Below are 15,802 nucleotides of genomic sequence, written 5' to 3' on the forward strand. Positions count from 1 at the left end.
GCGGAGCTTTCCGCCCAAAAGCCCTGTGCAGGCAGTATCCTGTCTGCTGGACGGCACTCCGATAAAATCTTACCAATTGGCCGCACTACCCCTCATTGCGGAGTTGGGTTCCTTGGCTGCCGGTTCCCCGTTCAAGCGTCTCTGGGCGCGTTTCGTCCATGATCGATCGATCGGCTTCGGCCTCGAACATGTCGGGCTGACCACGCTGCGCTATCCGCGCGCCATCGCTATGGTCGTGCTGGCCTTTTCCATCTTCTGCATCACGCAACTGCCCAAGCTCGGCATTGATGGCGACCTGATGCGCATCTTCGCCCATTCCGGCGAGCATTACGACGCCTATGAGCACCTGTCCGACACCTTCGGCACTTTCGAGAACGACATCTATGTCCTCGTTTCCTCGCCGCGCCTGACCGAGCCCGAGACGCTGGAGCGGGTGCGCGAGCTCGCCTTCGATCTCGAGCTCAATGACTATGCCGTGGGCAGCATGTCGCCCTTCAGCCTGCGCACGCCGGTCGGCAATGGCGGTTCCGTGCCGTCCGTGCCGGAAAACCTCGACAATTTCGGCGATGTGGCGCGGGCGCTGAGCCACCTGCAGCAGAACGATCCGATGATGCGCAACCTGATCACGCCGGACCTTTCCGGCATGGTCATCATCATGTTCCCCGACCAGCAAAAGGTGCGCCAAGACGGCACTCGGGCCATGATCGAGGCCGTGCGCAAGACCGTCGCCTACTACGCCGATGACAATATTTCCATCGAGCTGACCGGCCCGCCGCTCTGGACTTCGGAGATGCTGGCGGCGGCCGTGACTGACCAGACCCAGTTTACCGTCTGGGGCTTTGCCCTGGGCGCCATCATCGCGCTGTTTGCCCTGCGCTCGCTGCCCGGTGCGCTGCTGGTCGCGGCCACGCCATTCCTGGCCGTCATGTGGACCATGGGCATGGTGCTGCTGCTGTTTGGCTCCTTCTCCTTCCTCACCATCATCGTCACCACGCTGGTGCTGGTGATCAGCTTTGCCGAGTCGATGTTCTTCGTCTTCAACTGGCTGGCCTATTGGCGCGACGGCATGGAGCCCAACAAGGCGGTCGATGCGACGGTCAAGCTCGTCGGCCCGGCCGCGGCGCTGACCATGCTCACCACTTTCGTCAGCTTCGCTTCCCTGGCGCTGACGCCCGGCCAGGGCGTCTATGAATTCGCCATCTCCGGCGCCATCGGCACCTTCCTGCTGTTTGTCTGCCTCATGACCTTCATGCCGCTGATGCTGAAAACCGCGATCCGGCTCGGCTTCAAGGCGCCGCGCCGCAGCAGCTACGTCTTGACCGCTCCCCTGCCCGTCAGCTGGTTCATTGCCAGCCGTTTCGGCCGCCCGCTGTCGATCGCCGCGATCGTTGTGACGGTCCTGCTGCTGATCCCCTACGGCCTGATCAAGCCGCATTTTTCCTTCGAGTATTTCGTCGCCAAGGACTCTGCCGCGCTCAGCACAGCCGAGCAGATCGACGATGGCGTCGGCGGCGTGGCGCCGCTCTATATCCGCGTCCCGCTGGCCGGGAATGATCCCAATATGAGCGATGCCGATTTCGCGACGGTACAGACCGCCCATCGTATCCTCGAAAGCCATATCGGGGAGAACAAGGTGATCTCGGCGGCCAGCATCACCAATTATGTCGAGAGCGGCTTTTCGCGCGAGGAAGTGTTCGAGAGCGTCGGCCCCTTCATGCGTCAGCGTTTCGTCACCGATGATGGCTCCCAGGCGCTGATCACCGGCTTCATGCCGGTCATCCTCGCCTCGGAAGATCTCAAGCAGCTGGTTGCCGACGTCAGCCAGGAACTGCAGGCCGCTGGCGTCGAAGGCGCCGAAATCGGCGGGCTGCGCGTGCTGACGACCTTTGGCACCGATCAGATCGTCACCGGCCTCCAGCTCGACCTGACGCTCTCGGTCATCATCAACATTGCCCTGATCGGCTTTGCCTTCCAGTCCTATCGGGTAGCGCTGGCCTCGGCCATTCCCAACCTCTTCCCGGTGCTGGGCACCATTGCCTGGCTCTATGTCACCGGCCAGGGCATGCAACTGACCACGGTCATCGCCCTCACCATCGCCTTCGGCATTGCCGTGGACGACACGGTGCATTTCCTGTCCCATTACCTCCATTCCCGCCGCGAGGAAGGCCGATCGCATATCGACGCCGTGCGGCACACGCTTGACCGCATCGGTGGCGCCATCGTTGGCACCACCATCATCCTCTGTGCTGGCGTCATCATCGTCGCCTTTTCCGACCTGCCGCAGGTGGCCCTGTTCGGCTCGCTGTTCATCGCCACGCTGCTGTTCGCGCTGGTGGGGGATCTCTTCATCCTGCCGGCCCTGATGGTGGCGGGCGGAAAGTTCTTCCATCCGCTTGGCCGCATCCGCGTCGCCACGGTTGACCATGATGCCACGCCGGACGATCCGACCGGCGACACCATCACCGGCGATGGTGGCACGGAAGGGCATTCGAGCCCTGCTTGAGCCACGCTTGCGGGTCAAAGAAGCGCTGGATTAGATGTTGCAGGCCGATTCGCTCGATGGCCGACAGGTGGCGCAGGAGGCCCAAGCGATGACCCATTCCGGACTTTTGGCGCGCGCGCTCCTGGCTGCCGGCATGCTGGCTGCAGGTGGTCTTGGTGCCCTGCCCGCCTTCGCGGGTCCGGCCGAGGTTGCGCTGATCAAGTCCTATATCGGGGAATGGCGCGGCCGTGGCGTGCTGATCGGCGCCAATACCGAAACCGTGGTCTGCCGCATGACCGTGACCCAGGGCAATCAGGACAAGGTCAACTATAGCGGGCGCTGTTCGCTCGCCGGCACCCAGCTCTCGGTCGCCGGTACCATGGCCTATGTCGAATCCAGCAAGCGCTACGAAGCGGCGATGAGTTCCAACGCAACCTTCACTGGCGTCGCCATCGGCCAGAAGCGCGGCAGCGGGCTGATCTTCAACCTGCGCGAGCGCGACAAGGACGAAGAGGGCAAGGACCTCAACATCACCGCCCAGATCCATCTGGAACAGGAATCGATCGCGGTCGCCTTCGAGGTCGTCTACGTGGAAAACGGGGACTACCTGAAGGCCGAGGTGCCCTTCGAACGGCAGTGAAACGTTACAATTTCTTTTGTTTGTCAGACATTTGCGGCTGACGAAGTGTTAACGATCCCGGCTTATCTTTTGATAAGTATCGGGAACGCCTTCATTGTCCACCATCACTGCCTCACCCCAGTCGGGTCACGACGCCACGGGCGATCTTGACCCGCGACTGCAACGTCTCTGCGCCCTGCTTGGCGTGACAGGAGCAAGGCTGTCTGTCATCAAGCCGACGGGCGCCGAGGTCATAGGGCAGCACGGGCCTTTCCCCGACAATCTGACCGTGCTGGAGACGACAGTGTCGCGTACCGGGCGATCGCGGATCATCGCCGACACGGGCGCGGATTCACCCGGTCTGGCACGGTTCTACATCGGCCTGCTGATCGAGTCCTATACGGGCAGCCACGGTTTCATCCTCAGCCTGTTCGATAACCGCCCGCGCAGCCGCCAGATGGCGGATCATCTGGCCATGCTGGCACGCGAGGCGACGGCTCTGCACCGGATCGAGCACCAGAAGCATCAGCTGGAGATCCAGCAGCGCACCATCACGGATTTCGAAGCCGTCGAGGAGCATCGGCGCAGCCTGTTCGACCGGGCTTCGGCGACCGCACGCATCGGCATCTGGCAGTGCAACCTTGCCGACCACAGCATCACCTGGACCAACGGCGTCTACGATATTTTCGAGATCCCGCGCGACGAACAGATCAGCCGCGCCAGCACCCTGTCGCTCTACACCGACGACTCCCGCCAGCGCATGGAAACGGCGCGGGCCGCGGCGATTGCCAATTGCAGTGACTTCTCGGTGGACTGCGAGATCGTCACCCGCACCGGCAAGCACCGCTGGATGCGTTTGACCGGCGCCGTGGAAAGCCGCGATGGTGTGGCCTATCGCATCTTCGGCATGAAGCAGGACATCACCGAGGAAAAGCTGATGGGTGACCAGACGCGCTTCCTTGCCGAGCATGACGTCATGACGGGCCTCGCCAATCGCAGTCAGTTCCAGTCGCGTCTGTCCGAACTGGATCAGGGCCGTCACACGTTTGGTGCCATGCTGCTGGTCGATCTCGACGGTTTCAAGCAGGTCAACGACACCTATGGCCATGCCGTGGGCGACGAATGCCTGCGCCAGGCCGCACGTCGTCTGCGTGAATGTGCCGATGATGCGGGCCTGGTGGCGCGCATCGGTGGCGACGAATTCGCCCTGCTCCTCCGCAACGGCATGACGGAGACCGACGTAAAGGCCATAGCCGACAGGATCGTCGCCCTGATCGCCCAGCCGTTCCTGCACCACGGCCACAAGATGGTTCTGGGCGCCTCGGTGGGCTTTGCCAGCTATACCGGAGGATCCGCGGAAGACCTGTTCCGTCAGGCCGATACCGCGCTCTATGCGGCCAAGGCTGCCGGGCGCAATACCAGCCGCTCCTTCATCGCCAACGCGGCCTGATCGATTTACTTCGACTTCCGACGGAAATCACCATACAACTATGGAAACGATTTCGGAATTTCTGCCGTTGCTTGAGCGACGGTGAGGCTGGGGAATATTCACATCGATACTGCGCGTTGGACGGCGCGCTTTCGGGGAGAGCAGAGGTGCTTGAACTCGTAGAACCGTTCATTGAACTGAGCCGCCGCATGCGGACTCGCCAGGATGTTCGGGCGGGCCTGGAGAAAACATGCGAAACATTCGGCTTTCGCTCAGCGATACTGATGGAATATACGCCCAGACTGGATGCCATCGTCGACTATATTGATACCGATGAAGCACGCAGCCTGCGGTGGAAAAAGCCGCAAACCACCAACAGCATCCGTCGTGTGGTCGACGACTCACAGCATCTGATCGAGCAGGGGCGCGTGGTCAGCTTTGCCGCTTCCCGCTTCGACAGTGCTGATCCCAGCCGCAAGATGGCCGAGGAACTGGACCTGCTGGACTGTGTCTCCGCGCCCATCGTCGAGGATCACGACGTGGCCGGCGCCATCTTCTTTTCCGGCCTGCCGCCGCTATCGCCCAAGCGGGAAACCGGGCTGCATGCCATTTCCTACCTGTTATTCGCGAGCCTGCGCACCGTGCGCCAGCATGACGATCCCGGCCACAGGGCCAGCCTCACGCCACGCGAGAAAGAGGTGATGATTCAGTCATCGCTGGGCTACACATCGCCCGAGATCGCCGGCATGCTGGGGCTGGCCGAGCGCACGGTCAACCAGCATATCGAGAACGTCGCCTACAAGTTCGGCACCAAGAACCGCATTCACACGGTGGCCAACCTGCTGCGACTGCACCTGCTCGACTAGAGCGTTCTCGGCAAAAGCTCTAGACCGGCTCGGTGGCCTTGTCGCGCGTCACCCAGGCCCCATCGCGCCATTCGCGGACGGTGACGACGATGCGTTCAGAATTGATATCGATGAGGTTATAGGCATTGGGCTCGCCGCGCAGCCGGGTCGAAATGGCGGAGGATGCCTGGACCACGAGGATCGGCGCCACCGTGGACTTGCTGAGCCCCATGGGCTGGCCTTCGCGTTCCTTGGTCTTGGCCTCATGCTTGCGTACGTAGGACAGGTGAAAGTGGCCGGAGAGCACCAGCCGGACGCCGAGGCTGGCGAAGGTTTCCAGCGCGTCGTCGGCGCGTTTGACCCGCTTGGTCTTCTGGATCATCTGCTCGGTCGGAAACAGCAGCGGATGATGGGCCACGATGACCCGGATGGCGTCGGGTGACGCCTTGGCCAGGCGATCGTCGAGATCCTCCAGCTGCCCGCGCGAAATCGTGCCATGACCCCAGTTCCACTCCAGCCGGGCGCGCCGCGAGGTGCGCATGCCGACGAGCACAACACCGTCCATTTCCAAAAAGGGCTCGAGGTCGCGGGAGATGAATTTCTTGTAGAGGCCATAGGGATTGATGAAGCGGCGCAGGATGTTGACCGCCGGCACGTCGTGATTGCCGGGCACGGCAAAGACCGGAGCCTTGAGCTTGTCGAGAAATTCGCGCGCCTGCTCGAATTCCTCCTTGGTGCCGATCTGGGTGAAGTCACCGCTGGCGACGATCAGGTCGGGCGTCTGTGCGTTGATGTCGTCGGCAAAGCCTTCGGCAAGCGCCGGGTCATGATGGCCGAAATGCAGGTCCGAGATATGGAGGATTTTCATTCTGCAGCCGCCGCCTGAACCACTTCTGCCGGAACCACGACCGAGAGGGCCTTGGGCCGGATGGTGAAATTGAGCGGTGTATGCATGGTTTCCACCTCGCCGTCGAACATGACCTTGATCAGGTCCTTGCGCGTGTCGATGGTCACCGAATCCACGCTTTCTACCGTGAGTGCCTCGTCATTGCGCCAGCGACCCAGCAGCATGCCGGTGGTCAGTCGGATGAAATCGCCCGTGGTGAAATGGTGCAGCACGTAAAGCGTGAGCGTGCCGCGATCGAGACTGCCACGCGAGAAGAACTGGCCCAGCCCCTCGTCATAAGCATTGGATGCCACGGCAATGGCCTGCACGCGCTGAACCCGGCGCTCGCCCTCGCCCGGATCGATGACAACCGCCATGCGCTTGGCGCGGGCAATGCGGCGGAAGAAATAGCGCATGAAGCCGATCTTGGCGCCCGGATCCTGCCGACCACGGATCTTTTCGCGTCCGGCCGCCATGCCGGGGATAAGGCCGATGACCACCTTGTGCAGGAAGATGCGGCCATTGACCTCGCCGACGTCGATGCGATGCGTCTCGCCCGTTGCCAGCGCCGCTACGGCTCCCTTGAGATCGAGCGGCACATGCAGGTCCTTGGCCAGGGCATTGACCGTGCCGAGCGGCAGGATGGCAAGGTTGCGGTCCGTTCCGACAAGGGCGGCCGCCAGCGCCGTGATCGTGCCGTCGCCACCCGCGGCCACGATGGTCGGCGCACCGCTCGCCAGGGCATCGTCGATGCGCTGCTGCAGCGGCAATTCGCTGCGGGCGTCCACCTCAGCATCGAGACCATGGTTCTCGAAGATGATCCTGACGGCGTCCGCATCGATGCCCAGCGCATTGGCCGTGCCGGCATTGGCGTTGAGAACGACGTAGTGAGAAATATCAGCCATGGTCGCGTGTGCCCTCGCATGCAAAATGACGCAGGCGGAACGTGCGGCGCGACCATGCGTTGCGTCGGGAAATGAGGAAGCGTCAAAATGTTGCATCGCTGGGGCAAATCTGCCCAGGTCCGCCGCGTGCGGGATTTCGTTACCGCCGAGGCGCCGCTGCTCGCCGCCATTGCCATCATCAGCGGGTTGATCCTTGCTTTCCTCAAGATTGCCGACGAGATGCTCGAAGGCGAGATGGAGGAGTTCGACAGTACGATCCTGTTCTGGTTCCGCGACCCCAACAATATCGACCAGACCATCGGGCCGAGCTGGGTGCATGAAATGGTGCGCGACATCACTGCCCTTGGCAGCTTCTCGTTGCTAGGCCTGATCGTCGTCGTGGTCTGCATCTGTCTCGTCATGGCGAGAATGCGCGGCGCGGCGCTGCTGGTCATCATTTCCGTGCTGGGCGGTACGCTGCTCAGCACCGTGCTCAAGACCAGCTACGATCGCCCGCGCCCGGACCTGACCACCATGTCGGAACAGTTCACCGCCAGCTTTCCCAGCGGCCATGCCATGCTGTCGGCTGTCACCTTCCTGACGCTGGGCGCCGTGCTGGCGCAGCTGGCGCCGACACGCGCGCTGCGCATCTTCAGCTTCACCATGGCCATCATCCTCACCGTCATGGTTGGCATGAGCCGCATCTATATGGGAGTGCACTTTCCCAGCGACGTGCTGGCCGGCTGGTGCCTGGGCGCCGCCTGGGCGCTGATCTGCAGCACGGTGGCGCTGTTTCTTGAGCGACGCGGCACCGTGGACCGCATCAACAAGGGCGGAAACCTAACTGACGGACAGGACCTCTAGCTCGTCATTGCCCAGGCTGACGACATCGCCCACCTGCTTGCCGATCAACAGGCGGGCGATGGGCGAGACGTAGGAAATCGAGCCGGCGGCCGGGTCGGCCTCGTCCTCGCCCACCAGACGATAGGTCTGCACGCGCCCGTCATTGCGGCTGAAAGTCACCGTGCTGCCAAAGGCGATAGTTTCGCCATCGGGCGTTGGCACGAGCTGGGCCGTGCGCAGGCGTTCGGTAAAATAGCGCAGGTCGCGCACCGGACCGGCCGACTGGCGGCGACGTTCGTTGATGTCATCCACGAGACTTGCCGCCTCATAGGCCAACTTTGCCTCAACCAGCTGCCGCTGCAGTGCCGCAAGACCTTCCTGAGTAACCAGATTGGCATGTTCGGAAATGGGCCGGTCCGGCAGCTGCGTTTCCGCCGCCGTCTCGGCACTGTCTTCCTTGGTGAAAGCGACGCTCATGTCCAGACTCCGCAGTCAAAATAGAAATGGGCCGCATGTCGCGGCCCATGATCTTCATTCCACACCGGCGTGTGGAGAATAAGGCTTTGGGACGTCGGAAATTGCACTCCCGTTGCCCCACCCACGATGTCACCCCGGCCTTGAGCCGGGGCCCATCTCGATATCGCACCACAGCCGCAAGGTGGTGGTGACAAATACAACGACCTTGCGGCAGGACGACCATCTCAGGATGGGTCCCGGCTCAAGGCCGGGATGACATCGAGGTAACGGAAACGCCCTGCGACATCTCGTTGTTAGAACGGGATATCGTCGTCCATGCCGCCGGGCTCGAAGGCGGGGGCGTTGGCACGAGGACGCTGACCGCCGCCACCACCATTGCCGCCATTGTCGCGGGCGCCGCGGAAACCGCCGCCGCCGCCATTGTCGCCATAGCCGCCGCCCGAATTGCCGTAGCCGGCATTGTCGCCGCCGCCTTCACCACGACCGTCGAGCAGGGTCATGTTGGAGTTGAAGCCCTGCAGCACGATCTCGGTGGAATACTTGTCCTGGCCGGACTGATCCTGCCACTTGCGGGTCTGCAGCTGGCCTTCGAGATAGACCTTGCTGCCCTTCTTGAGATAGCTCTCGGCGACGCGCGCCAGGCCTTCCGAGAAGATCACCACGCGATGCCATTCGGTCTTTTCGCGGCGCTCGCCGGTGTTCTTGTCCTTCCAGTTCTCGGAGGTTGCGATGGAGAGGTTCACCACCTTGCCGCCGCTGGGAAGGTTGCGCACTTCCGGATCCGCACCGAGATTGCCGACCAGGATCACCTTGTTGACACTGCCTGCCATCGCTCATTCCTTTCGATTCAGTCCCCGGGCCGCTGCCGCAGGGACGCTCACTTACATAGCGGCGGGATCATACTCCCGCGCCCTGCCCGGCGTCTCCGCCACAGACCAATTGTGAACAGCTCTTATTTGTTCCCTTTATGTTCTATTTCCACCTGCCCGTCAAGCGGCTGCTGACAGGAGCTGTCAGCAGGCGTGCCGCATCTGGCTGGTGCAGGCCTTGACCGAATCTGCATTGTTCTCATTATGTTCACGCGAACCAATGGCGCTTTGGCGAATTCCTGTAGACACGCTAAGGTGACCATATCGCGGGGTGGCCATGCGCCGGGGCCGCTTGCGAGAGCGGGAGTGGACGCCTATTTGAGACGCTTCCCGAGACACTGCCCTCTTCCGACTTTGCCGTCGTGCCGCCCCTTCGGCGCACCGAGCCATGGACTTGAATGATGACCGTTAAGCCAAGCCTCAACCGTGAGATCATCGTGCGCGGTGCCCGCGAGCATAATCTCAAGGGCATCGATCTCAAGCTGCCGCGCGACAGCCTGATCGTGATGACGGGCCTGTCGGGCTCGGGCAAGTCGTCGCTCGCCTTCGATACGATCTATGCCGAGGGCCAGCGCCGCTATGTCGAGTCGCTGTCGGCCTATGCGCGTCAGTTCCTCGAGATGATGCAGAAGCCCGATGTGGAACATATCGAGGGCCTGTCCCCCGCCATTTCCATCGAGCAGAAGACGACCTCGCGCAATCCGCGCTCGACGGTCGGCACCGTCACGGAAATCTACGACTATCTGCGCCTGCTGTTCGCCCGCGTCGGCGTGCCCTATTCGCCGGCCACCGGCCTGCCGATCGAGAGCCAGACCGTGTCGCAGATGGTCGATCGCGTCCTCGAACTGCCGGAAGGCACGCGCCTGTTCCTGCTCGCGCCGATCGCGCGCGGCCGCAAGGGCGAATACAAGAAGGAACTGGCCGACCTGATGCGCAAGGGGTTCCAGCGCGTCAAGATCGACGGGGAATATCACGAGATCGAAGAGGCCCCTGCCCTCGACAAGAAGTTCAAGCATGACATCGAGGTCGTGGTCGACCGCGTCGTGGTCGGTCCCGAGATTTCCGGCCGCTTGGCCGAAAGCTTCGAGACGGCGCTCAAGCTCGCCGAGGGCATTGCCCTGGTCGAATTTGCCGACGACAAGAATGAAGACGGCTCTGCCCGCCAGATCACCTTCTCGGAAAAGTTCGCCTGCCCGGTCTCCGGCTTCACCATTGCCGAGATCGAGCCGCGCCTGTTCTCGTTCAACAATCCCTTCGGCGCCTGCCCGGTCTGCGATGGCCTGGGGACCGAGCAGAAGATCGATCCCGACCAGATCGTGCCCGATGCGACGCTGTCGCTGAAGGACGGCGCCATCCTGCCCTGGGCCAAGACCTCGGCACCCTATTACCAGCAGACGCTGCAAGCCGTGGTGAAGCATTTTGGCGCTTCCACCGGCACCGCCTGGAACGAGCTGCCCTTCGAGGTCCAGCATGCCGTGCTCTATGGTACGGACAAGACCAAGATCGACTTCGTCTATGACGACGGTTTGCGCCAGTACAAAACTTCGAAAGTCTTCGAGGGCGTGATCGGCAACCTTGAGCGCCGCTATAAGGAAACCGAAAGCGCCGGCATGCGCGAAGAGATCGAGAAGTATATGTCGGCCAAGCCCTGCGTGGCCTGCGGCGGCTATCGTCTGAAGCCGGAATCACTGGCCGTCAAGATTGACGGTCTGCATGTCGGCCAGGTCACCGAAAAATCGATCCGCGACTCCGTGGCCTGGTTCAACCAGCTGACCGACAAGTTCACGCCCACCCAGGCGCAGATCGGCGAGCGCATCCTCAAGGAAATCCGTGAGCGGCTGAACTTCCTCGTCGACGTCGGCCTCGACTATTTGTCCATGTCGCGCAATTCCGGCACGCTCTCGGGCGGGGAAAGCCAGCGCATTCGTCTCGCCAGCCAGATCGGCTCGGGCCTCACCGGCGTGCTTTACGTGCTGGATGAGCCCTCGATCGGCCTGCATCAGCGCGACAATGCCAAGCTGCTGGAAACCCTCCGTCGCCTGCGTGATCTGGGCAATACGGTCATCGTCGTCGAACATGACGAAGACGCCATCATGACCGCCGACTATGTGGTCGATATCGGTCCCGGCGCGGGCGTGCATGGCGGCCATATCGTCGCCGAAGGCACGCCACAGGACGTGCTCAACCACAAGGATTCGCTGACCGGCCAATATCTCAGCGGCCGCATGGGCATTGCCATGCCGGCGGAACGCCGCGAGGCCAAGAAGGGCAAGACGCTTTCGGTCAAGGGCGCGACGGGCAACAATCTCAAGAATGTCTCGGTCGACGTACCGCTGGGCATGTTCGTCGCCATCACCGGCGTGTCGGGCGGCGGCAAGTCGACCCTGATGATCGACACCATGTACCAGGCCATTGCCCGCCGATTGAACGGCGCCCGCGTCGTCCCGGCCCCCCATGACAGCCTCACGGGCCTCGAATTCCTCGACAAGGTCATCGATATCGACCAGTCGCCGATCGGCCGCACGCCGCGCTCCAATCCAGCCACCTATACCGGCGCCTTCACGCCGCTGCGCGAGTGGTTTGCCGGCCTGCCGGAAGCGAAAACGCGCGGTTACGGACCGGGCCGCTTCTCCTTCAACGTCAAGGGCGGCCGCTGCGAGAAATGCGAGGGCGATGGCGTTCTCAAGATCGAGATGCATTTCCTGCCCGACGTTTACGTCACCTGCGACGTCTGCAAGGGCAAGCGCTACAATCGCGAGACGCTGGAAGTCCAGTTCAAGGGCAAGTCGATCTCGGACGTGCTCGACATGACGATCGACGAAGGCGTCGACTTCTTCTCGGCCGTGCCGGTGATCCGCGACAAGTTCGCCACCCTCCAACGCGTGGGCCTGGGCTATGTAAAGGTCGGCCAGCCGGCCAATACGCTGTCGGGCGGCGAAGCGCAGCGTGTGAAACTCTCCAAGGAGCTCTCCAAGCGCGCCACCGGCCGCACGCTCTACATGCTGGACGAGCCGACGACGGGCCTCCATTTCCACGACGTGGCAAAGCTGCTCGACGTGCTGCATGAGCTCGTCGACGGAGGCAATACAGTGGTGGTCATCGAGCACAATCTCGAGGTCATCAAGACCGCCGACTGGATCATCGACATGGGCCCCGAAGGCGGCGATGGCGGCGGCGAAGTCGTGGCCGTCGGCACGCCCGAAGACGTCGCCCAGGTCAAGCGCTCCTACACCGGCCAGTTCCTCAAGGAAGTCATGGCCCGCCGCCCGCATTTCGCCACCAAGGCGGCCGAGTAGGGCGTCGAGGCAGCCGCGACCACTACGCCCTCCTCCCCCGCCTGCGGGGGAGGTGCCGCCAACGGGCGGCGGAGGGGGGAGCCGCTTGCGTTGCGGCTTCGATTACCCCCAATTCTGGGCCCGCTACACGCCTCTCCGTCAACGGAAGAGAAAAGACAGCATCGCCCCAATCCCCGGTCCAGGCAGCAGGTTCAATTCCGCGCCGACAGTTCCTTACTCCCAAAATCCACTAAGTTTTCCCCCATCCCCTGGCCTGCCCTTATACTCTCCTCATCGCCTGCACACTGAGCACGGTCATGACGAGTGATGGTTGCAGGGACGGTCGGGGAGCATGGGTCGCCAGGCTCCCGCACGCACGCCGACTTTCTGTCCCGTTTCTGCGTGCCGAACAGGTCTTCTGACAAAAGGCCTGGGTGGTGAAGGTGGTGGACGGCTTGATGCCGCTGGGATCGCTCCGGTGAAGCGATCGCATGCTCAGTCGCCCCTGCCCTCAGCGCTCGGCGCAAAGGTCCGCCAGGAAAAAACTCGAAAGAGTCGGACCATCGGAGGCTCGTGCGAAAAATCCCGGCTTGGTGGCGAGGCCCTGCCTCACTTCCAAACTTGACTACCCCCCGAGGCGGCAAGCCTCGCCACCATCGCTCTCCTGGTGAGGGCCCGGACAATCCGAAAACCGCGTCGCAGGCGGCGCTTCTGCACGCGCCGAAGTCGCAAGGCCATGAGACCTAAAGCGAATACGCGCCCAGCGCGGAGTGGCCGACCACCTCGCCCCGTCCCTCCCATGCCCATTTGCAACAGTTTGACGAAAAGCGCCATGCGCATGACGCATGAGGAGCGTGACATTACGCGCATAGCGGAGCCGGACAAATCGGCGCATCTTCCCGCTCACTGCTCAAGGCCACAAAGGAGTAGGACGATGTTTGTACGTGCCGTCTGGCGCATCAAGCGCCTCGTAGATGTTAAGCAAACGTTACGCGAGATGGAGGTTCCCTCCTGCCGTGACGCCGACTTGCTGGGGCTTACAGGTCCCGATTTCTCCAAGATGACCCGGTCGCTGTTCGACCGCTGATCCCAGCCATTTGTAACCCGTGTGTCAGGCCGCAGGATTGTCATCCGGCGGCCTTAGTCCTGCCGGGCGCATTAACGGCAGATGAACCATGCCCTTCCGAGCCCTGCACAAAACGCATGACCCGTTTGACCAATACCCCACTGCTCATTTGTCGGGCACTGCTCTAAATACATCCTTGTAAACGAAAAGGAGACTTCAAATGGACATCCGCAAGACTTTCAAGAAGTGGGCAGCTTACCAGCAGACCGTTCGTGAACTGACCGCTCTCGACAATCGTCAGCTCAACGACCTGGGCATTTCGCGCACCGATATCAATCGTATTGCTCGCGATCATGCAGCCGGCCTCTAAGATTTGCTCTGCTAATCTTAAGCTCGACCCGAACCGAACAGCCGCTTCTCTCTGAGATGCGGCTGTTTTGTTTTGCTGCACAGCCCGCAGTCAAAACGCCAATTTGCCGACAAGTTCGGCATAGCTGACCATGATGGCTTTGCGGAATGCCGGGCGTTCCTGCAACCGGCGGTACCAGTTCTCGACCCCAGGCATGGCCGGTCGATCGATTTCCATGCTGAACCAGCGATAAAGCGCGACCCCGGCCGCGATATCGGCATAGCTGAGCCTGTCTCCCGCCAGATAGTCCCGTTCCGCCAGCGCCACATCGAGAAGGCGCAGCGCCGCAATGCTCTTGCCGAGCGCCGCCGCAATGGCTTTCGCGTCGTGCTGGGCTTTCGGCGTGCGCACGATCAGCCAGAAGGCGGCGATCCAGGCGGGCTGGAATGTGGTCGCCGTCCAGTCCGTCCACTGATCGACCAGCGCCCGCTGCCTTGGGTCTTCGCGCCAAAGCCGGTCCCGCCCATAGCTGGCCGCCAGGTAGCGCAGGATGGAATGGCTCTCCCAAAGCGCAAAATCGCCATCCTGCAGCACCGGCACGAGACCATTCGGGTTGAGCCTGCGGAACGCCGGATCATCGAGCCCGCCGTCACTACCGCCCGCCGGGCGGTGCTGATAGGGCAGTTCCAGTTCCTCCAGCGCCCACAGTGCCTTCTGCACATTGCACGAACTCTTCCGGCCCCACAGGGTCAGGTCTGGAATCATCGCTTGTCCTCCCAAAAGCTATGACATGCTAGTCTGCCGTTCGTGCGCGGCAAGTGGTGCGGCAATCCTGCCGGCTGTCGCCCCCGCAAGGCAATGCTGCCAGCAGAACGCCCGCCTCCTGTTGAAGGCGGGCGCCTGTCGATGCAGCGGGTCGGCTAAAGGTTACGCGTAAAGAACCAATGGGCGATCAGACCGATGCCCCAGGGAAAGATGACCCAGAGCACCCACCACGGTGGCCCGGTCATCACGTTGATAACGGTATTTACGGCAATTACGGCAATATACACAAAGGCGTGGATTTGTAGGCCCTTAGCAGTCGAAGACGCTGTCATTGCAAACCCCCAGATGTGAATCCGGTGTCTGACGTCCGTCCCAGAAGCCAGATCAACCGGCAAGGATGCATTATAGGCGTTGCAATCGCGCCAACAATTGCCTTTCTCTGCGGCTGTTGATTGCGTGGCCCCGGGCCATTTGCTATCTGCCTGCCATGTCCACATCAGAACCCATTCACATCATCGGCGGCGGTCTCGCCGGCTCCGAAGCCGCATGGCAGGCAGCCGAAGCCGGCGCCACGGTCATCGTCCACGAGATGCGCGGCCGTGCGCGAAACCGATGCGCATAGCACCGAGGGCTTCGCCGAGCTCGTCTGCTCCAACAGCTTCCGCTCCGACGACCACGAGCAGAATGCCGTTGGCCTGCTCCACGAGGAAATGCGGCGCCTGCAATTCGCTGATCATGCGCGCCGGCCGACGCAGCATCAGCTGCCCGCCGGCGGCGCTCTGGCGGTCGATCGCGACGGCCTTCTCCGACGACGTCACCGCGCGCCATCCACAGATCACCCCAATATCACGATCGATCGCGGCGAGGAGTCGCCGGCCTGGCCGCCCGAGGACTGGAACAATGTCATCATCGCCACCGGCCCGCTGACCTCCCCTGCCCTGGCCGAGGCCATTCGTCGCTGACCGGCGAGGATTCGCTCGCCTTCTTCGACGCCATCGCCCCGATCGTCCACA

General features: G+C 62.3%; 16 protein-coding genes. 10 read left to right on the forward strand and 6 right to left on the reverse strand.

Features of this window, described 5'->3' with window-relative positions:
- The first annotated feature begins 112 nt into the window (after positions 1–112).
- The 4 genes from P0Y65_08690 (at position 113) to P0Y65_08705 (ending at position 5,396) form a co-directional block, all read left to right on the forward strand.
- Complete coding sequence (locus P0Y65_08690; protein WEK06306.1) at positions 113–2,503, forward strand: efflux RND transporter permease subunit; 2,391 nt, start codon at positions 113–115, stop codon at positions 2,501–2,503.
- Between the two features lie 34 nt (positions 2,504–2,537).
- Positions 2,538–3,122, forward strand: coding sequence for a hypothetical protein (locus P0Y65_08695; protein ID WEK06307.1), 585 nt, complete (start codon positions 2,538–2,540; stop codon positions 3,120–3,122).
- A 94-nt stretch (positions 3,123–3,216) separates the two neighbouring features.
- The gene (locus tag P0Y65_08700) at positions 3,217–4,551 is read left to right on the forward strand and encodes a sensor domain-containing diguanylate cyclase (protein WEK06308.1); all 1,335 of its coding nucleotides are present in this window, start codon (positions 3,217–3,219) and stop codon (positions 4,549–4,551) included.
- Positions 4,552–4,697: 146 nt separating this feature from the next.
- Positions 4,698–5,396, forward strand: coding sequence for a helix-turn-helix transcriptional regulator (locus P0Y65_08705; protein ID WEK06309.1), 699 nt, complete (start codon positions 4,698–4,700; stop codon positions 5,394–5,396).
- A gap of 19 nt (positions 5,397–5,415) precedes the next feature.
- On the opposite strand, the gene P0Y65_08710 is transcribed toward P0Y65_08705, so the two are convergent.
- On the reverse strand, positions 5,416–6,243 hold the full coding sequence (locus P0Y65_08710) for a metallophosphoesterase (GenBank protein ID WEK06310.1): 828 nt from the start codon (positions 6,241–6,243) through the stop codon (positions 5,416–5,418).
- Positions 6,240–7,166, reverse strand: a complete 927-nt coding sequence (locus P0Y65_08715) for a diacylglycerol kinase family protein (protein WEK06311.1) — start codon at positions 7,164–7,166, stop codon at positions 6,240–6,242. The genes P0Y65_08710 and P0Y65_08715 overlap by 4 nt, the downstream gene beginning before the upstream one ends.
- 87 nt (positions 7,167–7,253) lie before the next feature.
- On the opposite strand from P0Y65_08715, the gene P0Y65_08720 reads away from it, so the two are divergent.
- Positions 7,254–8,009, forward strand: a complete 756-nt coding sequence (locus tag P0Y65_08720) for a phosphatase PAP2 family protein (GenBank protein ID WEK06312.1) — start codon at positions 7,254–7,256, stop codon at positions 8,007–8,009.
- On the opposite strand, the gene greA is transcribed toward P0Y65_08720, so the two are convergent.
- Both greA and ssb read right to left on the reverse strand, forming a co-directional pair.
- Positions 7,986–8,465 carry a transcription elongation factor GreA gene (gene greA / locus P0Y65_08725; protein ID WEK06313.1) on the reverse strand — a complete coding sequence of 160 codons (480 nt, stop codon included), beginning with the start codon at positions 8,463–8,465 and terminating at the stop codon, positions 7,986–7,988. The genes P0Y65_08720 and greA overlap by 24 nt on opposite strands.
- A gap of 293 nt (positions 8,466–8,758) precedes the next feature.
- Positions 8,759–9,295 carry a single-stranded DNA-binding protein gene (ssb, locus tag P0Y65_08730; protein WEK06314.1) on the reverse strand — a complete coding sequence of 179 codons (537 nt, stop codon included), beginning with the start codon at positions 9,293–9,295 and terminating at the stop codon, positions 8,759–8,761.
- A 440-nt stretch (positions 9,296–9,735) separates the two neighbouring features.
- Between ssb and uvrA the strand changes: the two genes are divergently transcribed.
- From uvrA to P0Y65_08745, 3 genes are all read left to right on the forward strand, one after another.
- Positions 9,736–12,630 (forward strand): excinuclease ABC subunit UvrA, encoded by a 2,895-nt coding sequence (uvrA, locus tag P0Y65_08735; protein ID WEK06315.1) that lies wholly within the window; start codon positions 9,736–9,738, stop codon positions 12,628–12,630.
- 913 nt (positions 12,631–13,543) lie between these two features.
- On the forward strand, positions 13,544–13,696 hold the full coding sequence (locus tag P0Y65_08740; GenBank protein WEK06316.1) for a hypothetical protein: 153 nt from the start codon (positions 13,544–13,546) through the stop codon (positions 13,694–13,696).
- Between the two features lie 199 nt (positions 13,697–13,895).
- Positions 13,896–14,045, forward strand: a complete 150-nt coding sequence (locus P0Y65_08745) for a DUF1127 domain-containing protein (GenBank protein ID WEK06317.1) — start codon at positions 13,896–13,898, stop codon at positions 14,043–14,045.
- A 90-nt stretch (positions 14,046–14,135) separates the two neighbouring features.
- Here the strand turns inward: P0Y65_08745 and P0Y65_08750 are convergent, their stop codons facing one another.
- A complete protein-coding gene (locus P0Y65_08750) occupies positions 14,136–14,789 on the reverse strand; it encodes a glutathione S-transferase family protein (protein ID WEK06318.1) in 654 nt (217 codons plus the stop codon).
- Between the two features lie 155 nt (positions 14,790–14,944).
- Entirely contained in the window at positions 14,945–15,121 is a 177-nt protein-coding gene (locus P0Y65_08755) for a 2TM domain-containing protein (GenBank protein WEK06319.1), read from the reverse strand.
- Between the two features lie 155 nt (positions 15,122–15,276).
- Here P0Y65_08755 and P0Y65_08760 point away from each other — a divergent pair, with 155 nt between their 5' ends.
- Both P0Y65_08760 and P0Y65_08765 read left to right on the forward strand, forming a co-directional pair.
- Positions 15,277–15,411 (forward strand): FAD-dependent oxidoreductase, encoded by a 135-nt coding sequence (locus P0Y65_08760; GenBank protein ID WEK06320.1) that lies wholly within the window; start codon positions 15,277–15,279, stop codon positions 15,409–15,411.
- Complete coding sequence (locus tag P0Y65_08765; GenBank protein WEK06321.1) at positions 15,389–15,751, forward strand: FAD-dependent oxidoreductase; 363 nt, start codon at positions 15,389–15,391, stop codon at positions 15,749–15,751. The genes P0Y65_08760 and P0Y65_08765 overlap by 23 nt, the downstream gene beginning before the upstream one ends.
- Positions 15,752–15,802: the final 51 nt, after the last annotated feature.

Source organism: Candidatus Devosia phytovorans, assembly GCA_029202405.1.
Taxonomy (GTDB): Bacteria; Pseudomonadota; Alphaproteobacteria; order Rhizobiales; family Devosiaceae; genus Devosia; species Devosia phytovorans.